The organism is Arthrobacter sp. TJ-170 (assembly GCF_058269305.1).
On record NZ_JBZCNL010000006.1, the window covers coordinates 182,569 to 199,437 of the forward strand.

Here is a 16,869-nt window from a genome sequence, read left to right on the forward strand (position 1 = left end):
GTCCGCCGCAGAGAAGGCACACTCACGAGGCCCCCGGCAAAACGGGATGTCGCGCGCCGCAGCGATGCTGATCATGGGAGTCTTCACCCTCTACTTCCTGACCCCCATCTGGTGGTTGCTCGTCACCTCCACAAAAACAGGCGGCGAGATCACCGGATCCGCACCACTGTGGTTCACACCGGACTCCCTCTCCACCTTCTTCAGCAACCTCACCGGACTGTTCCAGTATCAGAACGGGTTGTTCATCAAGTGGCTGCTCAACAGCGCCCTCTACGCCGGCGCGGGCGCACTGCTCGGCACGGTCATTGCGGCAATGTGTGGTTACGCCCTGGCCAAGTACGAGTTCAAGGGCCGCGAGCTTATCTTCAACGTCGTCCTCAGCGGCGTGCTGGTGCCCGCGACTGCACTGGCTCTGCCCCTGTTCCTGATCTTCAGCGAAGTGAACCTGACGAACACCTACTGGGCGGTCTTCCTGCCCAGCCTCGTAAGCCCTTTCGGTGTCTACCTCGCCCGGATCTACGCTGCAGCCAGCGTCCCCGGTGAACTCCTGGAAGCTGCGCGGCTCGACGGCTCAGGTGAAGTACGGACCTTCTTTACGGTGTCCACACGCCTGATGGCACCGGCACTCGTCACGATCTTCCTGTTCCAGTTCGTCGCCATCTGGAACAACTTCTTCCTCCCGCTGATCATGCTGCGCGACCAGGCGCTGTTCCCGGTCACGCTCGGCCTGTACGCGTGGAACAGCCAGATCAGCCAGATCCCCGAACTGCGCACCTACGTGATCATCGGTGCGCTGGTCTCAATCGTTCCCCTCATCATCGCTTTCCTCGGCCTGCAGCGATTCTGGAGCAGCGGGCTCGGTGCGGGAAGCGTCAAGTAACACAGACCGCATGAAATCGCCGGAAGGCACCCGCCTGCCGGCACCGTCCATACAAGAAGGAAATACAGAATGCGTATGCATCACGGAAAGACCACCGCCGCCGTCGTCATGGTCTCCGCGCTAGCCCTCGCGGGCTGCTCCGGTGGAGGCGACTCCGCCGGGGCTCCAGAAGCAGCGGCGTGCGAGCCGTCCACCGAGCCCGTGGAGCTGAACTTCACAACGTGGGTCCCTGGTATGGACCAGGTCGTCGAGTTGTGGAACGAGGAGAATCCGGACATCCAGGTGACGGTGCAGACGGGCCCCAACGGGAACTCCGGCACCTACCAGAACTTCTTCAACCAGTTGCAGGCGGGTAATGCACCCGATCTGGGTCAGATCGAATACGACGCCCTGCCGAACTTCCGCGTGCAGGACGGGCTCGAGAATATCGCCGGCTGCGAAGGCATTGGTGACGCCGGCGACCAGTTCATCGACTGGACCTGGAACCAGGTGACCTTCGGAGAAGAAGACGCCGTCTACGCGGTCCCGCAGGACAGCGGCCCCATGGCCCTGTTCTACCGCGCCGACCTCTTCGAGCAGGCCGGTATCGAAGTCCCGACCACCTGGGAAGAGTACGCAACTGCTGCCGAGCAGATCCGCGAAGAGGGCGGCTACATCACCAACTTCCCGCGCTCGGACGTGAACTGGTTCGCCGGCCTGGTGTGGCAGGCGGGCGGCAAGTGGTTCAGCAGCGAGGAAGACGGCTGGGAAGTAAACCTGACCGGCGAAGAGTCCACGCAGGTGGCCGAGTACTGGCAGGGACTGCTCGAGGACGACCTCGTGTCCACGCTCCCCTCCTTCTCGGATGAGTGGAACGCTTCCTTCAACGAGGGCGATCAGTGGACCTGGGTCTCAGCGGTCTGGGGCACCTCGACACTGCAGAGTGGAGCGCCCGACACCGCGGGCAAGTGGGCAGTTGCACCCATGCCCCAGTGGGACGCAGACCAGAGCTCCGCAGGTAACTGGGGCGGTTCCTCCACGGCAGTGCTGAAGGGATCCGAGCACCCGTACGAGGCCTCGCAGTTTGCCCTCTGGCTCAACACCGACCCCGAGGCGCTCGCTCTGACGAACGAGCTCGGTGGGCTCTACCCGGCTGCAAAGGCGGGCGCTGATCTCGAGGCATTCAACGAAGAGTCAGAGTTCTTCGGCGGCCAGGCCGTCTACGACGTCTTCGCCGAGGCATCCGGGAACGTTGATCCCGAGTTCACCTGGGGCCCGACCATGACTCAGACCTACACGGATGTTTCCGATGGGTTCGGAGCTGCCATCGGCGGAGAGTCCACGCTGTCCGAAGCTCTGAAGCGCGGCGAGGAGCAGACCGTCGAGGCGCTGAAGGCCCAGTCCATTCCCGTGGTCGAGTAACTCCTCCATTTCCACATTTGTCGGCCTGTCGCATGAACGTCATTTATTCACGGCGGTCATGCGACAAGCCGATAATTGTATACCCGCATTGTTCCCCGAAATAGTCAGCGGACGGCATATTCACAGCGCACCATCAGACTGTGGCTGTACCGTTGAGGAATCTTCGGGAAATTGGGGACCCTCCGCGGCTGGGAAGTCGATTATTGACTTCAGGACTTTTCATGACAATCACTTCACCCGCCCGTACGGTTCGCGTTTCAAAACCAAACGACGTCGTTGCCTCCTACGCCACCCTCCTCAAGGAAGTGCGGAAAGAGGGCCTGCTAACCCGCAAGCGCGGGTTCTATATCACCGTCATGGTGTCCCTGGGACTGGCGCTCGTCGCAGCCTGGACCGGATTCGCCCTCCTCGGCGACACCTGGTTCCAACTCCTGATTGCCGGCGTCCTAGGCATTGTCCTGACGCAGATCGCATTCCTGGCACATGAAGCCTCCCACCGCCAGATCTTCGCCTCCCGCAGCGCCAACGACTGGTCCGGGCGCATCCTGGCTGCCGGCGTCGTCGGAATCAGCTACCAGTGGTGGATGAACAAGCATTCCCGTCACCACAATGATCCCAACGTGGTGGGCAAAGACCCGGACATCGAGATAGACACCATCTCGTTCATCGAGGAAGACGCCGCCAAGGCGAAGGGCATCCATGCCTGGGTCACCCGCCGCCAGGGTTACCTGTTCTTCCCGCTCCTGACGCTCGAGGGCATCAACCTGCACGCCCGTTCCATCGCCACCCTGTTCCGGCCCGGCGCCATCCAGGGCCGCTGGGTTGAGCTTGCCCTACTCGCGATTCGCTTCGGCCTGTACCTCGGCGTGCTGTTCTGGTTCCTGCCCGTCGGCATGGCGTTCGCCTTCATCGGCGTGCAGATGGCGGTCTTCGGCGTCTACATGGGTGCCTCGTTCGCACCGAACCACAAGGGCATGCCGGTTATCCCCCGCGACAGCAAGCTCGACTTCTTCCAGAAGCAGGTCCTGACCTCGCGCAACATCCGCGGCGGCAACTTCATCAACAACGCCTTCGGCGGCCTGAACTTCCAGATCGAGCACCACCTCTTCCCGGACATGCCGCGCCCACACCTGCGCAAGGCGGCTGTGATTGTCCGCGAGCACTGCGATCGGCTCAAGGTTCCCTACACCGAAGTGGGAGTTGCGGCATCGTACGGCGCGGTTGTCTCCTACCTGAACCGGGTAGGCCTCGCAGCCCGCGATCCCTTTGACTGCCCGATGGTCAACCGGTACCGCAGGCGCTAATCTCACCTAGTTTCACCTAGCCAATTACGACGGCGACCCTCACCAATCGGTGAGCGGTCGCCGTCGTCGTTTGGGGAACTGCGCCTTATTCGCAGGTAGTATCCGATGAAAAGGAGTGTGCCCCACATTTCTGTTCACGTTTAGGAAAAGGGCTCGCTGTGGAACGCCGGAGATTCATCAGAGCAATCGCTGCAACAGGTATGAGTCTTGGGCTGGCCGCCTGCACAAGCCCCTCGAAGCTTCCAACAGAATCCAGGCTCCCTACAAAACCACCGGCCCCGCAACCATCACCGGTGGTACCGACACCCACCCCCGTCCCACCGCCGGCACCACCAGCCGTGACGAAAGTGCCGCTACCGGCTGGAGTTGTCACCGGCCTCCCCACAGCCGAACGAGTCCTCGCGTGGACCGTCGACGACGGATCGGACAGCGAGGTCATTCGGCGGTACACCGAGTTCGCCCGGACAAGTGGCACCCGACTCACGTTTTTCCTCAACGGCTCATACCCCGGGTGGACAGAGCACGCGGCGCTACTTGGACCGCTCGTCGCTTCCGGACAGATCCAGGTCGCCAATCACACCTGGTCCCACGCCGACCTCACCAGCCTCAGTGACGCAGATATCGTCGCGGAGCTGCAACGCAACCACGACTTCATTGCCTCCACGTTCGGCGTGGACGCCCGCCCCTACTACCGCCCACCGTACGGATACCGCGACGCACGCACGGACGCCGTTGCAGCCTCGATCGGTTACACCGCCCCCATCATGTGGTACGGCTCTCTCGCCGATTCCGGATTACTCACTGAGCAGCAAATCATCGACCACGCTACAGAATGGTTTTTACCCGCTCATATCGTTATAGGGCATCTCAACTTTCTGCCCGTCACGAACGCGTTCCCACAACTCAGACAGCTCATCAGCGACCGCCAACTGACAACGGTGACCCTGAACGACATCTTCACAGCTTGAGCGACCGCCCGGGGTGGAAGCCGGCGTCGTCTAAACAGCCTCTAGGCGTTCCAGAGTCCGTAGGAGTCCGCCAGGGAGGAAATTTTCTGCGCGCGGGCAAGGCGCGGCAGGTAGGAACCATCGCCCACCACCGCACCGGAGGCGTGGGCATCGAGGAGTTCGTGCGCCCACAGAATCTCGGACTCGCTGGGCGACAGGCCCTTGTTGATCGTGTCCGCCGCCTCGGGCCGCAGGCAGAGCTTCCCGGTCATCCCCATGGACGCCGTGACCTTGCAGGCTTCGAGCAGGTCTTCACCCAGCGCGCCCACCGTGGGTCCGTCGATCGGCCCGGGCAACTGACCCACCCGGGAGGCGACCACGAGCTTTGCACGGGCGTAGGCCAGGGCCATTGGATCATCGGAGGCACCGGTGTCACGGCGGAAGTCGCCCACACCGAAGGCCAGACGGAACGTGCCGGGAGCGCTGGCAATTGCCGTGGCGTTCTCGATGCCGAGGGCGGACTCGACCAGGGCGAGCACGGGAGTACCGGCCTGCAGGCGCATGGCGGTATGCGTAACCTGCTCCGGCTTCTCGGTCATGGCGAGCATGACGCCGCGCAGGCCGGGTGCCCCGGAGAGCGCGGCGAGGTCATCGGCCCAGTAGTCGGTCTCGATGCCGTTCACCCGGACCCAGGCGGTCATGCCGGTGGAAAGGGCCTCCACCACACGTTCGCGTGCTTCAGCCTTGGACTCCGTGGGCACCGCGTCCTCGATGTCGAAGACCACCGAATCCGCCTCGGAAGCCAGCGCCGGCGCGAAGTTTTCCTCCGACGCCGCGGAGGCGAGCAGCCAGGAACGGGACAGCTTGGCGGGAAGCGCGGCAGCGCGGCTATTACGAAGGGGGGCCATACCTAGAACCTTACGCAACGGGCGTCGTCGTAATCCACCGCACGACGGTTTAGGACGGTAAACACTACGACCAAAAGAGACTTCTGGCCGTGCTGACCACCCTCATTAAGCCTTTTCGCAATATAATAACTAATTATCACCAGACGAAAGAGAAGAGCATGAGCACCCAGCTTGCAGTCGGAGATCCGGCTCCCTCGTTCACCCTCCCCGACGCCGATGGACAGCCGGTAAGCTTCGCGGAGTTCCGCCAACGCAGCGTTGTTGTGTACTTCTACCCCAAGGCCGAGACGCCGGGGTGCACCACGGAAGCATGCGACTTCCGCGACAACCTGGCATCGCTCCAGGGCGCAGGCTTCAGCGTTGTCGGCATCTCGCCGGATACGCCGGAAGAACTCGCCTCCTTCACCAGCAACCACGGGCTGGCGTTCCCCCTGCTCTCCGATGTGGACAACGCCGTCGCCAAAGCATGGGGCGCGTACGGCGAACGCCAGCGCAACGGTGAGACCGTCGTCGGCATCATTCGTTCCACCATCGTTGTCGGCCCGGACGGCACCGTACAGCACGCCGAGTACGGCGTCGAAGCCAAGGGCCACGTCACACGACTGCGTGAACAGCTGAGCGTCGCCTAGTTTTCATATGCAAAAGGCCCTCCCCCGGCGAGAGGGGAGGGCCTTCTGCGTTCCCGGATGGACGTGCTAGCACCCTTCCGGAGTCTTTGGTGGGCGGCTTACGCCGCGCCCCTGCGGAGCAGGCGGCCCGTTGGCTTCTCGAGGTCCAGCACCTCACCTCGCAGGTAGGTGGAGCGGACGACGCCGGACAGCGCCTTGCCCGCGTAGGGCGAGATCGGGTTCTTGTGGTGGAGCTTGTGGACGTCCACCACGAAGGTGTCGTCCGCCGCGAACACCGAGAAATCGGCATCGTATCCGAGCGCGAGCTTTCCCTTCCGCTGGAGCCGCGCGATCGCCGCCGGGCGGGCAGACATCCACTCCACAACCTGCTCAAGCGGAATGTCCCGCTTCCGCGCCTCGGACCAGATCAGCGAGAGGCCCAACTGCAGTGAGGACACGCCGCCCCAGGCCACACCGAAGTCGCCGTTCTCGAGGTCCTTCAGGTCCAGGGTCGACGGCGAGTGGTCGGACACGATGCAGTCGATCGTCCCATCCATCAGGCCCTGCCACAGCAGCTCCCGATTGGACGCCTCGCGGATGGGAGGGCAGCACTTGAACGCCGTCGCGCCGTTCGGGATCTCCTCCGAGAGCAGCGTGAGGTAGTGCGGGCACGTTTCCACGGTGAGGTTCACGCCGTCGCGCTTCGCCGACGCGATCATGGGTAGCGCGTCCGACGACGACAGGTGCAGGATGTGCGCCCGCACCCCGGTCCAGCGGGCGCGTTCGATAACCTCCGCGATGGCCACGTTCTCCGCGCCGCGCGGGCGGGAGGCCAGGAATCTGGCGTACTGGTCGCCCTCGGCGGACGGGGCCCGGTCGATGGCACGCGAATCCTCGGCGTGGACGATCATGAGGGAGTCGAACGTCTTCAGCTCCGCCATGTCCTGTTCCATCTCGTCTGCCTCGAGGTGCGGGAATTCGTCCACGCCCGAGTGAAGCAGGAAACACTTGAAGCCGAAGACGCCCTCGTCGTGAAGCGGGCGGAGATCGGCCGTATTACCGGGGATCGCACCGCCCCAGAATCCGACGTCGACGAAGGACTGCGTTTCCGCCGCGGCCCGCTTCTGCTCGAGCGCGTCCACATTCACCGTCGGCGGGATGCTGTTCAGCGGCATATCGATGATGGTGGTGACTCCCCCGGCTGCGGCGGCCTTCGTGGCGGACGCGAAGCCCTCCCACTCCGTGCGGCCGGGTTCATTGACGTGTACGTGGGAATCGACGAGGCCCGGGATCAGCGTCTCGTCCGGAGCGAGTTCCACAATGCGCCCACCGTCCAGACCATTACCGAGGGGCTCCATCGCCACAATGACGCCGTCCCGCACGCCGATCTCACGCGGGGCGATTCCCGCCGTCGTCAAAATCCGTTCGCCCCGGATCACGAGGTCAAACGCTTCCGTACTCATGGATTTCCTCCGCTTGATCCGACACCGATGCCAAGGGAGGCAGCGATGTTGTGTCCTACCTGCTGAAGCAGGTCGCCGGCATTGGCGATGCACTTCCCGACGTCCGGTTCCAGATCCGTCAGCGCATACGCACCCACGAACCCTGCCTCCTGAACCTGCTGCTGCGTCAGCGTGGTCCTCCCGCAGACGGCCAGCACAGGGATTCCACCGGCCGCCTTTGCCACCCCAAGCGGAGTCTTGCCGCCGAGGCTCTGCTCGTCCAGGCTGCCTTCGCCCGTGATCACAAGATCCGCCCCGGACAGCTTCGCTGCAAGCCCGGTAAGTTCCAGTACGACGTCGATGCCCGGCCTGCGCTCCGCGTTCAGTACAGCGAGGGCGGCGTACCCGACACCACCTGCGGCGCCGGCACCGGGAGCCGTGGCCTGCGCCTGCACCCGCGACCCCAGTTCTTTCGCCAGTACCTCAACGAACCGCGCGAGCGCGTGGTCGAGGTGCGCGACGTCGTCGTTCGTGGCTCCTTTTTGGGGGCCGAAGACCGCCGCGGCCCCGGTGGGGCCGAGAAGGGGATTGTCGACGTCGGACGCCAGGATGAACGCCGCGTTGGCGAGCCGGGGGTCCAGCCCGAACAGGTCGATCCGGGCGAGCTCAGCCAGCGCCGCGCCTCCAGGAGGAAGCGGTGCGCCTGCGTCGTCGAGCAGAACCGCTCCGAGTCCCGCCAACATCCCGGCGCCGCCGTCGGTGTTGGCGCTGCCGCCGACGCCGAGCACGATGTTGGTGCAGCCCTGGTCGAGCGCGTAACGGATCAGTTCACCGGTGCCGAGACTGGTGGCCTCGCGGGCCCGCCGTACTCCCCCGGGAAGAACGGCGAGTCCGGAGGCGAGGGCCATCTCGATCACCGCGGTGGAATCGCGGATAGCGATCGGTGCTTCGACGGGTTCGCCGGTCGGCCCTGAAACCGTCGTGGTGTGACGGTCGAACCCGGCGGCGAGGGCAGCATCCAGCGTGCCCTCGCCGCCGTCGGCCACGGGAACAGCGTCCACGGTGAGGAGCGGATCCGCGGCGAGCAGCCCGGCGCGAAGCCGTTCCGCTACCTCGGGAGCGGTCAGCGATCCCTTGAACTTGTCCGGTGCGATGACGATTCGCATGACGCTATTGAACCAGCCCTCTAGACCAGCAGGGAGATGGCTGTGGGTGCGTCGTCGGCGGATTCGGCGAGGTCCTCGAACTCGTTGATCGCGTCGATTCCTGCGGCGCCCATCGCGATGTTGGTGACGCGTTCCAGGATGACCTCGACGATCACCGGCACGCGGTACTCCTGCATGAGCGCGCGGGCCTTCTCGAACGCAGCCTGCAGGTCATCGGCCTCACGGACGCGGATCGCCTTGCAGCCCAGGCCCTCGGCGACCTTGATGTGGTCCACGCCGTAGCCGGCAAGCTCCGGGGCGTTCACATTCTCGAACGCAAGGGAGACGTGATAGTCCATCTCGAACCCGCGCTGCGCCTGACGGATCAGGCCGAGGTAGGAGTTGTTCACCACCACGTGGATGTACGGCAGCTGGAACTGCGCGCCGACCGCCAGCTCTTCGATCATGAACTGGAAGTCATAGTCACCGGACAGTGCGACGACGGTCTCCCCCGGGCTTGCCTGAACCACACCGAGCGCTGCCGGTCCGGTCCAGCCCAGCGGGCCGGCCTGACCGCAGTTGATCCAGTTGCGGGCCTCGTAGACGTGCAGGAACTGGGCGCCGGCGATCTGGGAGAGCCCGATGGTCGAGACATAGCGGGTGTCCCGGCCGAATGCCTGGTTCATCTCCTGGTACACGCGCTGCGGCTTGACCGGCACGTTGGTGAAGTTGGTCTTGCGCTGCATCGTGGACTTCCGCTGCGCACAGTCCTTCACCCAGGCGTTCCAGTCGGGCAGGCCCTGCTGCTCCTTGCGTTCACGGGCGATCTCGACAAGCCCGCTCAGTGCTGCGCCGGCGTCGGACACTATTCCGAAGTCCGGGGCGAAGACGCGGCCGATCTGGGTGGGCTCGATGTCGATGTGAACGAACTTGCGGCCCTTGGTGTAGACGTCGAGGGCCCCGGTGTGGCGGTTGGCCCAGCGGTTGCCGATGCCGATCACGAAGTCGGACTCGAGCATGGTGGCGTTGCCGTAGCGGTGCGAGGTCTGCAGGCCCACCATGCCGGCCATCAGCTCGTGGTCATCCGGGATGGTGCCCCAGCCCATGAGTGTGGGGATGACCGGGATGTTCAGCAGTTCGGCGAGCTCCACCAGTTGCTCGGAGGCATTGGCGTTGATGATGCCGCCGCCGGCCACGATCAGCGGCTTTTCGGCTGCAACCAGCATGTCCAGTGCCTTCTCCAGCTGCTTGCGCGTGGCGGCAGGCTTGTGGACCTGGAGCGGCTCATAGGTGTCCGGATCGAATTCGATCTCGGTCTGCTGCACGTCGATCGGCAGATCGATCAGCACTGGTCCGGGGCGGCCGGTCCGCATCTCGTAGAACGCCTTCTGGAACGCACCCGGAACCTGCGCGGCTTCGAGCACGGTCATGGCCATCTTGGTGACCGGCTTGGCGATCGAGGAGATGTCCACTGCCTGGAAGTCTTCCTTGTGCAGCTTGGCCACGGGAGCCTGGCCGGTGATGCACAGGATGGGGATGGAGTCCGCCCAGGCCGAGTACATGCCGGTGATCATGTCGGTGCCGGCCGGGCCGGAGGTGCCGATGCAGATGCCGATGTTGCCGGCTTTGGCCCGGGTGAAGCCTTCGGCCATGTGCGAGGCGCCCTCGACGTGGCGGGCGAGGACGTGGTGGATGCCGCCGTGGGCTCGCATCGCGGAATAGAAGGGATTGATCGCTGCGCCCGGCAGGCCGAACGCCGTGGTGGCGCCCTCCTTTTCCAGGATCGCAACGGCTGCGTCAACAGCGCGCATTTTGGGCATGGTGTGCTCCTACTTGAGTCTGCGGTCCGTCGAGTTGGCAGGACACACCCCTTATGAGGTGTCTTTCGAGGCGTGCCCTGCCAAATGAACGGGAAGTGGGGGTGGTTATTTGCCGGAGAGCTGGTTGATCAGCTTGAACAGGCCGGAGTGGTCCAGGCCGCCGTCACCCGTGTTGACGAGTGAGGCAACCAGCTGTGCGACGACGGCACCCAGTGGGGTGGCAACGCCGGCTTCACGGGCGGCTGAGGTGACAATGCCGAGGTCCTTGTGGTGGAGGGCTAGTCGGAAACCGGGGTCGAAGTTACGGTCGAGCATCTTCTGGCCCTTCTGGTCGAGCACCTTGGAGCCGGCGAGGCCGCCGCCAAGGACCTTGAGGGCGGCGTCGGTATCCACGCCGTAGGCCTCGAGGAAGACGATCGCTTCTGACAGGACGCCGATGTTGACGGCGACAATGAGCTGGTTCGCGGCTTTCACGGTCTGACCGGAGCCGGACGGGCCAACGTGGACGATGGTCTTGCCGACGGCGTTGAGTACGTCCTGGGCGGCATCGAAGTCTTCCTTCGCGCCCCCGACCATGATGGAGAGGGCGGCGTCGATTGCACCTTGCTCGCCTCCCGAAACCGGTGCGTCCAGCGGGCGAAGGCCGGCATCGCGGGCCTGCTTCGCGAGTTCAGCGGCGACGTCGGGGCGGATGCTGCTGGCGTCGATCCAGAGGGCGCCCTTCTTTGCGTTGGCGAAGACGCCGTCGTCGCCCTTGACCACGCCCTCTACGTCCGGTGAGTCCGGCACCATGGTGATGACGACGTCGGCATCCTTCACCGCGTCGGCGATGCTGGCTGCCGCTGCTCCGCCCTCGGCGGCGAGCTTGTCCATCTTGTCGGAGCTGCGGTTGAACCCGGTGACGGTGTGGCCGGCCTTGACGAGGTTGATGGCCATGGGCAGGCCCATGATGCCGAGACCGATGACGGTTACGTTCTTGGTGGAGGTGCTCATTGTCGAATCCTTAGGTTCTTAGCGGGAGGCGTGTTCGCGGATGGTCCAGGTGAAGGCGGCCTCGGCCGGCTCCTTGTACTCGAGTCCGATGGGGCCCTGATAGCCGAGTTCGCGGCTGCGGGCGATCCACTCACCGAGGGGGAGGTCGCCGCTGCCGGGTGCTCCGCGGCCGGGTGCGTCGGCGATCTGGATGTGGCCGAAGTCCCTGGCGTGATTCTCGATGACCTGTGCAACGTCGTCGCCGTTGACCGCGAGGTGGTAGAAGTCGGCGAGGAGCTTGATGTTGCTCTTTCCCGACGTGGCCGTGACTTTCTCGATGACGTCGAGTACGTCCTGCGCGGTGATCAGCGGGTACCTCTCAGCGCCGCTCACCGGTTCCACGAGGACCGTGCCGCCGATTGCGGCTACTGCTTCCGCGGCGAAGGCGAGGTTCTCGACGGCGATAGCGTCCTGCTCCTCGGGGCTGACGCCGTCGATCCGGTTGCCGTACAGGGCGTTGAAGGCCTTGCAGCCCAGCCGCTCACCGATTCCGACGACGACCGGCACGTTGGCGCGGAAGTCCTCCTGCCGCTCGGGCCAGGAAACGAGGCCACGATCGCCGCCCGGCATGTCGCCGGCGTTGAAGTTGAGACCTGTGAGCTGGACGCCCGCATCGGTGATGGCGTTCTCGAAGGCTACGATGTCGGCGTCGGACGGGGTGGAGGTGCTGAAGGGCCACCAGAACTCGACGGCGTCGAAGCCGGCCTTCTTCGCAGCAGCCGGCCGCTCCAGCAGGGGCAGCTCGGTGAGGAGGATGGAGCAGTTCACGGTGTAGGTCATCGTCGATCCCTTGTGCTTAGCTTTGTTTGTTCTTCCGTAATGTGGAAGTAACTTTCTGTCTAATGAAATGGTAGGGCGTTGGAGGGATGTGAGTCAACCTTCTCTTCGGGGTCCTCGCGCAGAAGTGGCCCTTCGCACCAGGTCCGTGGGTGCGAACCAACGTCTTCGTCGCTAAGGGCCACTTCTAAGCTTGGGCAAGCACTATGCCGCCGGGCGCACGACCGCGCGCGCAAAAGCCCGAAGCACCCGTTCTTTGAGCTTCACCTCATCAAAGACGTCCTTCCACTCGACGCGCAGGAACGTCCACCCCTCCTCCATCAGTGCCTTCTCCCGGCGTCGCTCCTCGAAGATGGCCTGCTCCGTGGGGCTGTAAGCGAAGTACTTCGCCTTCCCGTCAAACTCGAGGGCCACTTTCCGCTCGCGCCATCCGAAGTCGAGCCGGTGCAGGCCATGGCGCGTGTGGACGACGAGTTGTTGCTCCGGCATCGGCAGCCGCATGACTTTCATGGCGTGGAGTGCAAGGGTCTCGCCGGGCGACTCGGACAGTGAACTGGCAACCTCCAGCACCCTCCGCGCCCTGTGGACCCCCTTGTGGCCGGGGTGCTCCGCAATCGTTTTTTCCATCACCGCCCTGTCCGCGCCCAACCACAATCCGTGCTCGGCAACGATCAGTCCCGACCTGTGCGGGAGAATCCGGGAGCAGTCGACGACGGTCCGCTCGAGCGAGGTGACCCGCACGCCGCGTGCCTCCGTGACCTCGAACTCAGAAAGCCGCGCCTGGTGTGTCCTGACATCGGGTGCTTGGCTGGCTGAGGATAGAGCCGCCTGCTGGGTGACATGGATAAGAGAATCGGCGCCCCACAGGTGCAGCCCGTGCAATCGTGCGGCAGAGGTGTGGCTGTAGGTTCTCTCCGCGACGGCCGCAACCGCCGTCACCAGCCTGTGGGCATAGATCATCCGAGTAGCGCGCTGCCCTGCTGACAGGCCGCTCCAGTGGGAGTGGTGGATATAGCAGCTCCTCCGAAGCCGCACCAGAGACCCGGCGGCCGTCAGCTCTCTGATCTGGACAGTTGACAGGCCTCGCTCCCTGAGCATCCGGGTAAGCCATAGTGCGTTGCGCGACAGCCAGGGAGGTTCTTCCATGGGTCAAGCGTGCGTTGCTCCCCGGTACCGATCAGGCGCCCGTTTCTGTTATGTGGACAACGCGCCCGACAGCAACGAGGCGACACCGCCCAGAAGTGGCCCATAGCGTCAGATTCGCCGATTCGAGGCAGCGTACACGTACCCAAGGGCCAGATCCGCGCGATAGCCTTAATGTAAGGAAAGGGGACCGATGCAACGCGCGGACAGGGATGAAGAAGTAACGGCAATGGTCGAGTGGCCACGGCCGCTCAGCGCCGAGGCCCTCAAGGTAATCAAGACCGTACTTCTGGGCGTGCTCGTGGTCACCGCCCTCCTGCAGATCATTCCGTATCAGATGCTCGGCGGACTCGCGAACAACCTCTTCACGATCATCCTCCTCCTGACCTGGGCAGGACCGGCGCGGCGGTTCTTTCAGCGTCGCGCACAGGAGCGCAACGAAGAACGCAATGACGGGCCCGCCGCAGAGGACAGGTAGGCGTCAGGGCACTCGGAGTTCGCTCACGGTGACGGAGCCTTCAAGCACCACCTGAACCACCGGAGGCATGGCACCGGCAGTGCCGGAGAGGTGAATCTCCACGTCTCCGACATACCCGGTGGCTACCGGCACAGCACCCCACTCGACCCGGGTACCACCAGGCCCCGGGACCCGGATCCGCAGCACGCCGCCCTCGCTCCGAATAACTCTCACCGTGACGGCCTCAGGCGCGGAACCTTCCCACCCGCGGTAGGTCAGCGTACTCCGCAGCAGCGCGGGATCGGCGACCGTTACGGCGGTTCCCTGCAGGGGCGTCTCCGGCACCAGCAGGGCATTGGCTGATTCCTCGAAGAGCTCAGCGCGAATCCACATTCCACGACTCCGTGCCGGGCTGCGCTCGCCGTCGATCTCGAGGGTCACAGCCAACGGCAGGTCCTCCGCCGAACCGCCAACCAGCAAGGAATACGATCCCGGCTCCACCAGCATTCGCTCGGCCGCCGGACTGAACGTCGCAAGCTTCTCCACCTCTACCGGGATGGAGACGACCGTCTGCTCACCCGGTTGCAGGGAGACCCGTGCGTGGGCAACCAGCCTCCGCCGCGGGTACCCGGGCAGGTCGGACGTCGCATACACCTGCACCAATTCATGCAGCACCCGTTCGCCGGCATTCCGTACGGCGACCTCGATGGCATCCGGCGCCAGCGAGGCCGACTGGTACTGCACAGTGCCGTAGCCGAGCCCGTGACCCAACGGGTAAAGCGGTTCCGCCGAGCTGTAGTGATACGTCGACCGGGCGCCGATGATGTCGTAGTCGAGAATGTCAGGCAGGTCCGCATCCCGCGCCCACCAGGTCTGCGGCAATCGCCCGGAGGGTTCATGGTCACCGCTCAGCACGTCGGCCACACCCCGCCCCAGCTCCTGCCCACCATGGGAGGACCACACGACCGCCGGCGCCTCCGCGAGCTCGCCGAGCGCATAAGGGTAGGACGAAACAATCAACAGCACCGTGCGCGGGTTCGCCTCCCGCACTACCCGGATCAGCTCCTGCTCACCCTGCGGCAGGTCCAGCGTGGAACGGTCCAGCGTCTCCCGCCCGCCCAGGTGCGGATCATTTCCGACGACGACGACGGCGACCTCCGCCGACGCCGCGGCCGCACGTGCCGCTTCGGTTCCGGACCGGATGGTCCTCAGCGTGAACCGGTCGGCATCCTGCTCGGACCCGGTGACAAGGACGGCGCTGCCTGTCCCTTCCTCAACCCGGACCCACTTTCCGGAGGCGATGTGCCGCAGGGCAAGCGACCCATCGGCCGAGCGGTGCAGTGCGAAGGTCTCCTGCACCACCCACCCGCCGACGCGCTCCGCCGATGCCCGAAGGTACCCGCTCTCCCCGGAAAGGAAGCACGCATTCGCGGAGGACCGAAGCGCATATTCGCCGCTTCCCCAGTCCTTGAGCGCGAAGGTTTCAGCCGTTCCAGGACCGGCGGCGGCAGCCGTCACCGCGGCTGAACCGTCCGGCACGCTGAGGTATCGGTTGGTTCTTACGCTGCGAAGCGCGACGAGGTCCAGCGCTTCCTCTGCGACGACGGCGTCGTACCGTTCAGCGAGACCGTCGGCGATGCTGACGGGGTTCACAAGTGATCCGCTGTACCAGTCGGTGAGCACGTCCGAACCCAGGGAACCGATCACCGCAACGGTACCCGGCGCATCTCCCAGCGGGAGGACCGGACCGCCGTCGACCGGGGCGTTCCGGAGAACCACCACGGACTTGCGCGCGGCCTCGCGGGCCAACGCGCCGTGTTCAGCCGTCAGCAGCGCGTCGGCAGAAATGAATCCGTACACGCCGCCGTCGGCGAGGAACTCCCCGGTACGTTCGCGCAGAATGAGCAGGCGGAGGACCGCAGCGTTGACATCGTTCATGGTCAGAAGCCCCCGTGCCAGCGCCTCCTCCAGGTAGGCGATCGACGGTGCCGGATTGTCGCCGTCGTCCGTGAAGCTGTCGACGCCGGCCCGGAGGGCCGCGGCGTAGGCACTGGGGCCGTCGTCGAAATACTTCTCCGCCGTGAACAGCGAGGAGGGTGCGCCTGCGTCGGTGACGATCGCGAGGGAATCCCCATTGCGCCACTGCCGAAGGTGATCGGCCACCAGGTCGGAAACGTGCGCCGGCCGACCGTTGACCAGGTTGTAGGAAAGCATGACGGCGCCCGCTGCACCCGATTCGATCGGGAGGCGGTAGGCGGGAAGCTCGTACTCGTGCAGGACGCGCGGCGGCAGCTGGCTGGAGGTGACGTTGCGGTCGCGCTCGTTGTTGTAGCCGAGGAAGTGCTTCAGGGTGGGGACGGTCAGCCACTGCTCGGCATGATCGCCCTTCAGGCCTTCACAGTAGGCAGTCGCCAGCCGGGCGGTGAGGCCGGAGTCCTCGGAGAACCCCTCCTCGTTCCGGCCCCAGAGCGGGTGCCGGAGCGGATTGACCACGGGGGCCCAGACGTTCAGGCTCACCGTCGGGTCAGAGGCTTTCTTGGCGCGCATCTCCGTACCGACGGCGTGCCCCACCCGGCGCAGCAGCTCCTCGTCCCAGGTGGCTGCGAGTCCCACTGTCTGCGGGAATACCGTCGCTTCGCCGAGCCAGGCAACGCCGTGCGCCGCCTCTGCGCCCGTGTGGAAGTACGCCAGGCCGGCGTCGGGAACAGCGGGCGAATGCTGATGGAGCAGGGAGATCTTTTCGGCCGGGGACAGCGTCGCGAGAATGCTTTCGGCGGTACGGGTAGCCAAAGGGGTTTCGGTCACGAAGATTTTCCGATCGCTGGGGAAGTTTGTTTAAGCGCTTGCACAGCGCTTCTCGACCACCATGCTGACACCAAGCGCTGTGATACGCAACATAATTCCCTCTTGCCTGAACCCGGAAGATGCCCTAGCGTGGGAACAATCGAAGCGCTTCGACTGATTCGATGGTCATAGCGCTCCAATTTCTGCTGCAAACCACGCAA

Annotated in this window: 14 protein-coding genes; 6 read left to right on the top strand and 8 right to left on the bottom strand. The window is 64.7% G+C overall.

All coding sequences use genetic code 11. The annotated features are described in order from the left end of the window. Positions 1–46 precede the first annotated feature (46 nt). From AC4D1W_RS12715 to AC4D1W_RS12730, 4 genes are all read left to right on the top strand, one after another. Positions 47–880 (top strand): carbohydrate ABC transporter permease, encoded by an 834-nt coding sequence (locus AC4D1W_RS12715; RefSeq protein ID WP_490892074.1) that lies wholly within the window; start codon positions 47–49, stop codon positions 878–880. Between the two features lie 69 nt (positions 881–949). Further along, complete coding sequence (locus tag AC4D1W_RS12720) at positions 950–2,281, top strand: ABC transporter substrate-binding protein (RefSeq protein WP_490898973.1); 1,332 nt, start codon at positions 950–952, stop codon at positions 2,279–2,281. Positions 2,282–2,502: 221 nt separating this feature from the next. Then, positions 2,503–3,585 carry a fatty acid desaturase family protein gene (locus tag AC4D1W_RS12725; protein WP_490891830.1) on the top strand — a complete coding sequence of 361 codons (1,083 nt, stop codon included), beginning with the start codon at positions 2,503–2,505 and terminating at the stop codon, positions 3,583–3,585. A gap of 338 nt (positions 3,586–3,923) precedes the next feature. Further along, positions 3,924–4,553, top strand: coding sequence for a polysaccharide deacetylase family protein (locus AC4D1W_RS12730; protein ID WP_490898974.1), 630 nt, complete (start codon positions 3,924–3,926; stop codon positions 4,551–4,553). A gap of 41 nt (positions 4,554–4,594) precedes the next feature. On the opposite strand, the gene AC4D1W_RS12735 is transcribed toward AC4D1W_RS12730, so the two are convergent. Further along, a complete protein-coding gene (locus tag AC4D1W_RS12735) occupies positions 4,595–5,440 on the bottom strand; it encodes an HpcH/HpaI aldolase/citrate lyase family protein (RefSeq protein WP_490891826.1) in 846 nt (281 codons plus the stop codon). 158 nt (positions 5,441–5,598) lie between these two features. Between AC4D1W_RS12735 and bcp the strand changes: the two genes are divergently transcribed. Next, positions 5,599–6,069 carry a thioredoxin-dependent thiol peroxidase gene (bcp, locus tag AC4D1W_RS12740; RefSeq protein ID WP_490891825.1) on the top strand — a complete coding sequence of 157 codons (471 nt, stop codon included), beginning with the start codon at positions 5,599–5,601 and terminating at the stop codon, positions 6,067–6,069. 98 nt (positions 6,070–6,167) lie between these two features. Here bcp and allB read toward each other — a convergent pair whose 3' ends face one another. The 6 genes from allB to AC4D1W_RS12770 form a co-directional block, all read right to left on the bottom strand. After that, positions 6,168–7,511 (bottom strand): allantoinase AllB, encoded by a 1,344-nt coding sequence (gene allB, locus AC4D1W_RS12745; protein WP_490898975.1) that lies wholly within the window; start codon positions 7,509–7,511, stop codon positions 6,168–6,170. Beyond that, positions 7,508–8,656 (bottom strand): glycerate kinase, encoded by a 1,149-nt coding sequence (locus AC4D1W_RS12750; protein ID WP_490898976.1) that lies wholly within the window; start codon positions 8,654–8,656, stop codon positions 7,508–7,510. The genes allB and AC4D1W_RS12750 overlap by 4 nt, the downstream gene beginning before the upstream one ends. A 20-nt stretch (positions 8,657–8,676) precedes the next feature. Beyond that, complete coding sequence (gcl, locus tag AC4D1W_RS12755) at positions 8,677–10,455, bottom strand: glyoxylate carboligase (RefSeq protein WP_490898977.1); 1,779 nt, start codon at positions 10,453–10,455, stop codon at positions 8,677–8,679. Positions 10,456–10,560: 105 nt separating this feature from the next. Further along, the gene (locus AC4D1W_RS12760) at positions 10,561–11,448 is read right to left on the bottom strand and encodes a 2-hydroxy-3-oxopropionate reductase (protein WP_490891820.1); all 888 of its coding nucleotides are present in this window, start codon (positions 11,446–11,448) and stop codon (positions 10,561–10,563) included. An 18-nt stretch (positions 11,449–11,466) separates the two neighbouring features. After that, the gene (locus AC4D1W_RS12765) at positions 11,467–12,267 is read right to left on the bottom strand and encodes a hydroxypyruvate isomerase family protein (protein ID WP_490898978.1); all 801 of its coding nucleotides are present in this window, start codon (positions 12,265–12,267) and stop codon (positions 11,467–11,469) included. Positions 12,268–12,468: 201 nt separating this feature from the next. After that, positions 12,469–13,410: a type IV toxin-antitoxin system AbiEi family antitoxin domain-containing protein gene (locus tag AC4D1W_RS12770; protein WP_490898979.1), complete on the bottom strand. Its 942-nt coding sequence runs from the start codon at positions 13,408–13,410 to the stop codon at positions 12,469–12,471. Between the two features lie 190 nt (positions 13,411–13,600). Between AC4D1W_RS12770 and AC4D1W_RS12775 the strand changes: the two genes are divergently transcribed. Further along, entirely contained in the window at positions 13,601–13,885 is a 285-nt protein-coding gene (locus tag AC4D1W_RS12775) for a hypothetical protein (protein ID WP_490891817.1), read from the top strand. A gap of 3 nt (positions 13,886–13,888) precedes the next feature. On the opposite strand, the gene AC4D1W_RS12780 is transcribed toward AC4D1W_RS12775, so the two are convergent. After that, positions 13,889–16,669 (bottom strand): glycoside hydrolase family 3 C-terminal domain-containing protein, encoded by a 2,781-nt coding sequence (locus AC4D1W_RS12780; protein WP_490898980.1) that lies wholly within the window; start codon positions 16,667–16,669, stop codon positions 13,889–13,891. Between the last annotated feature and the right edge of the window lie 200 nt (positions 16,670–16,869).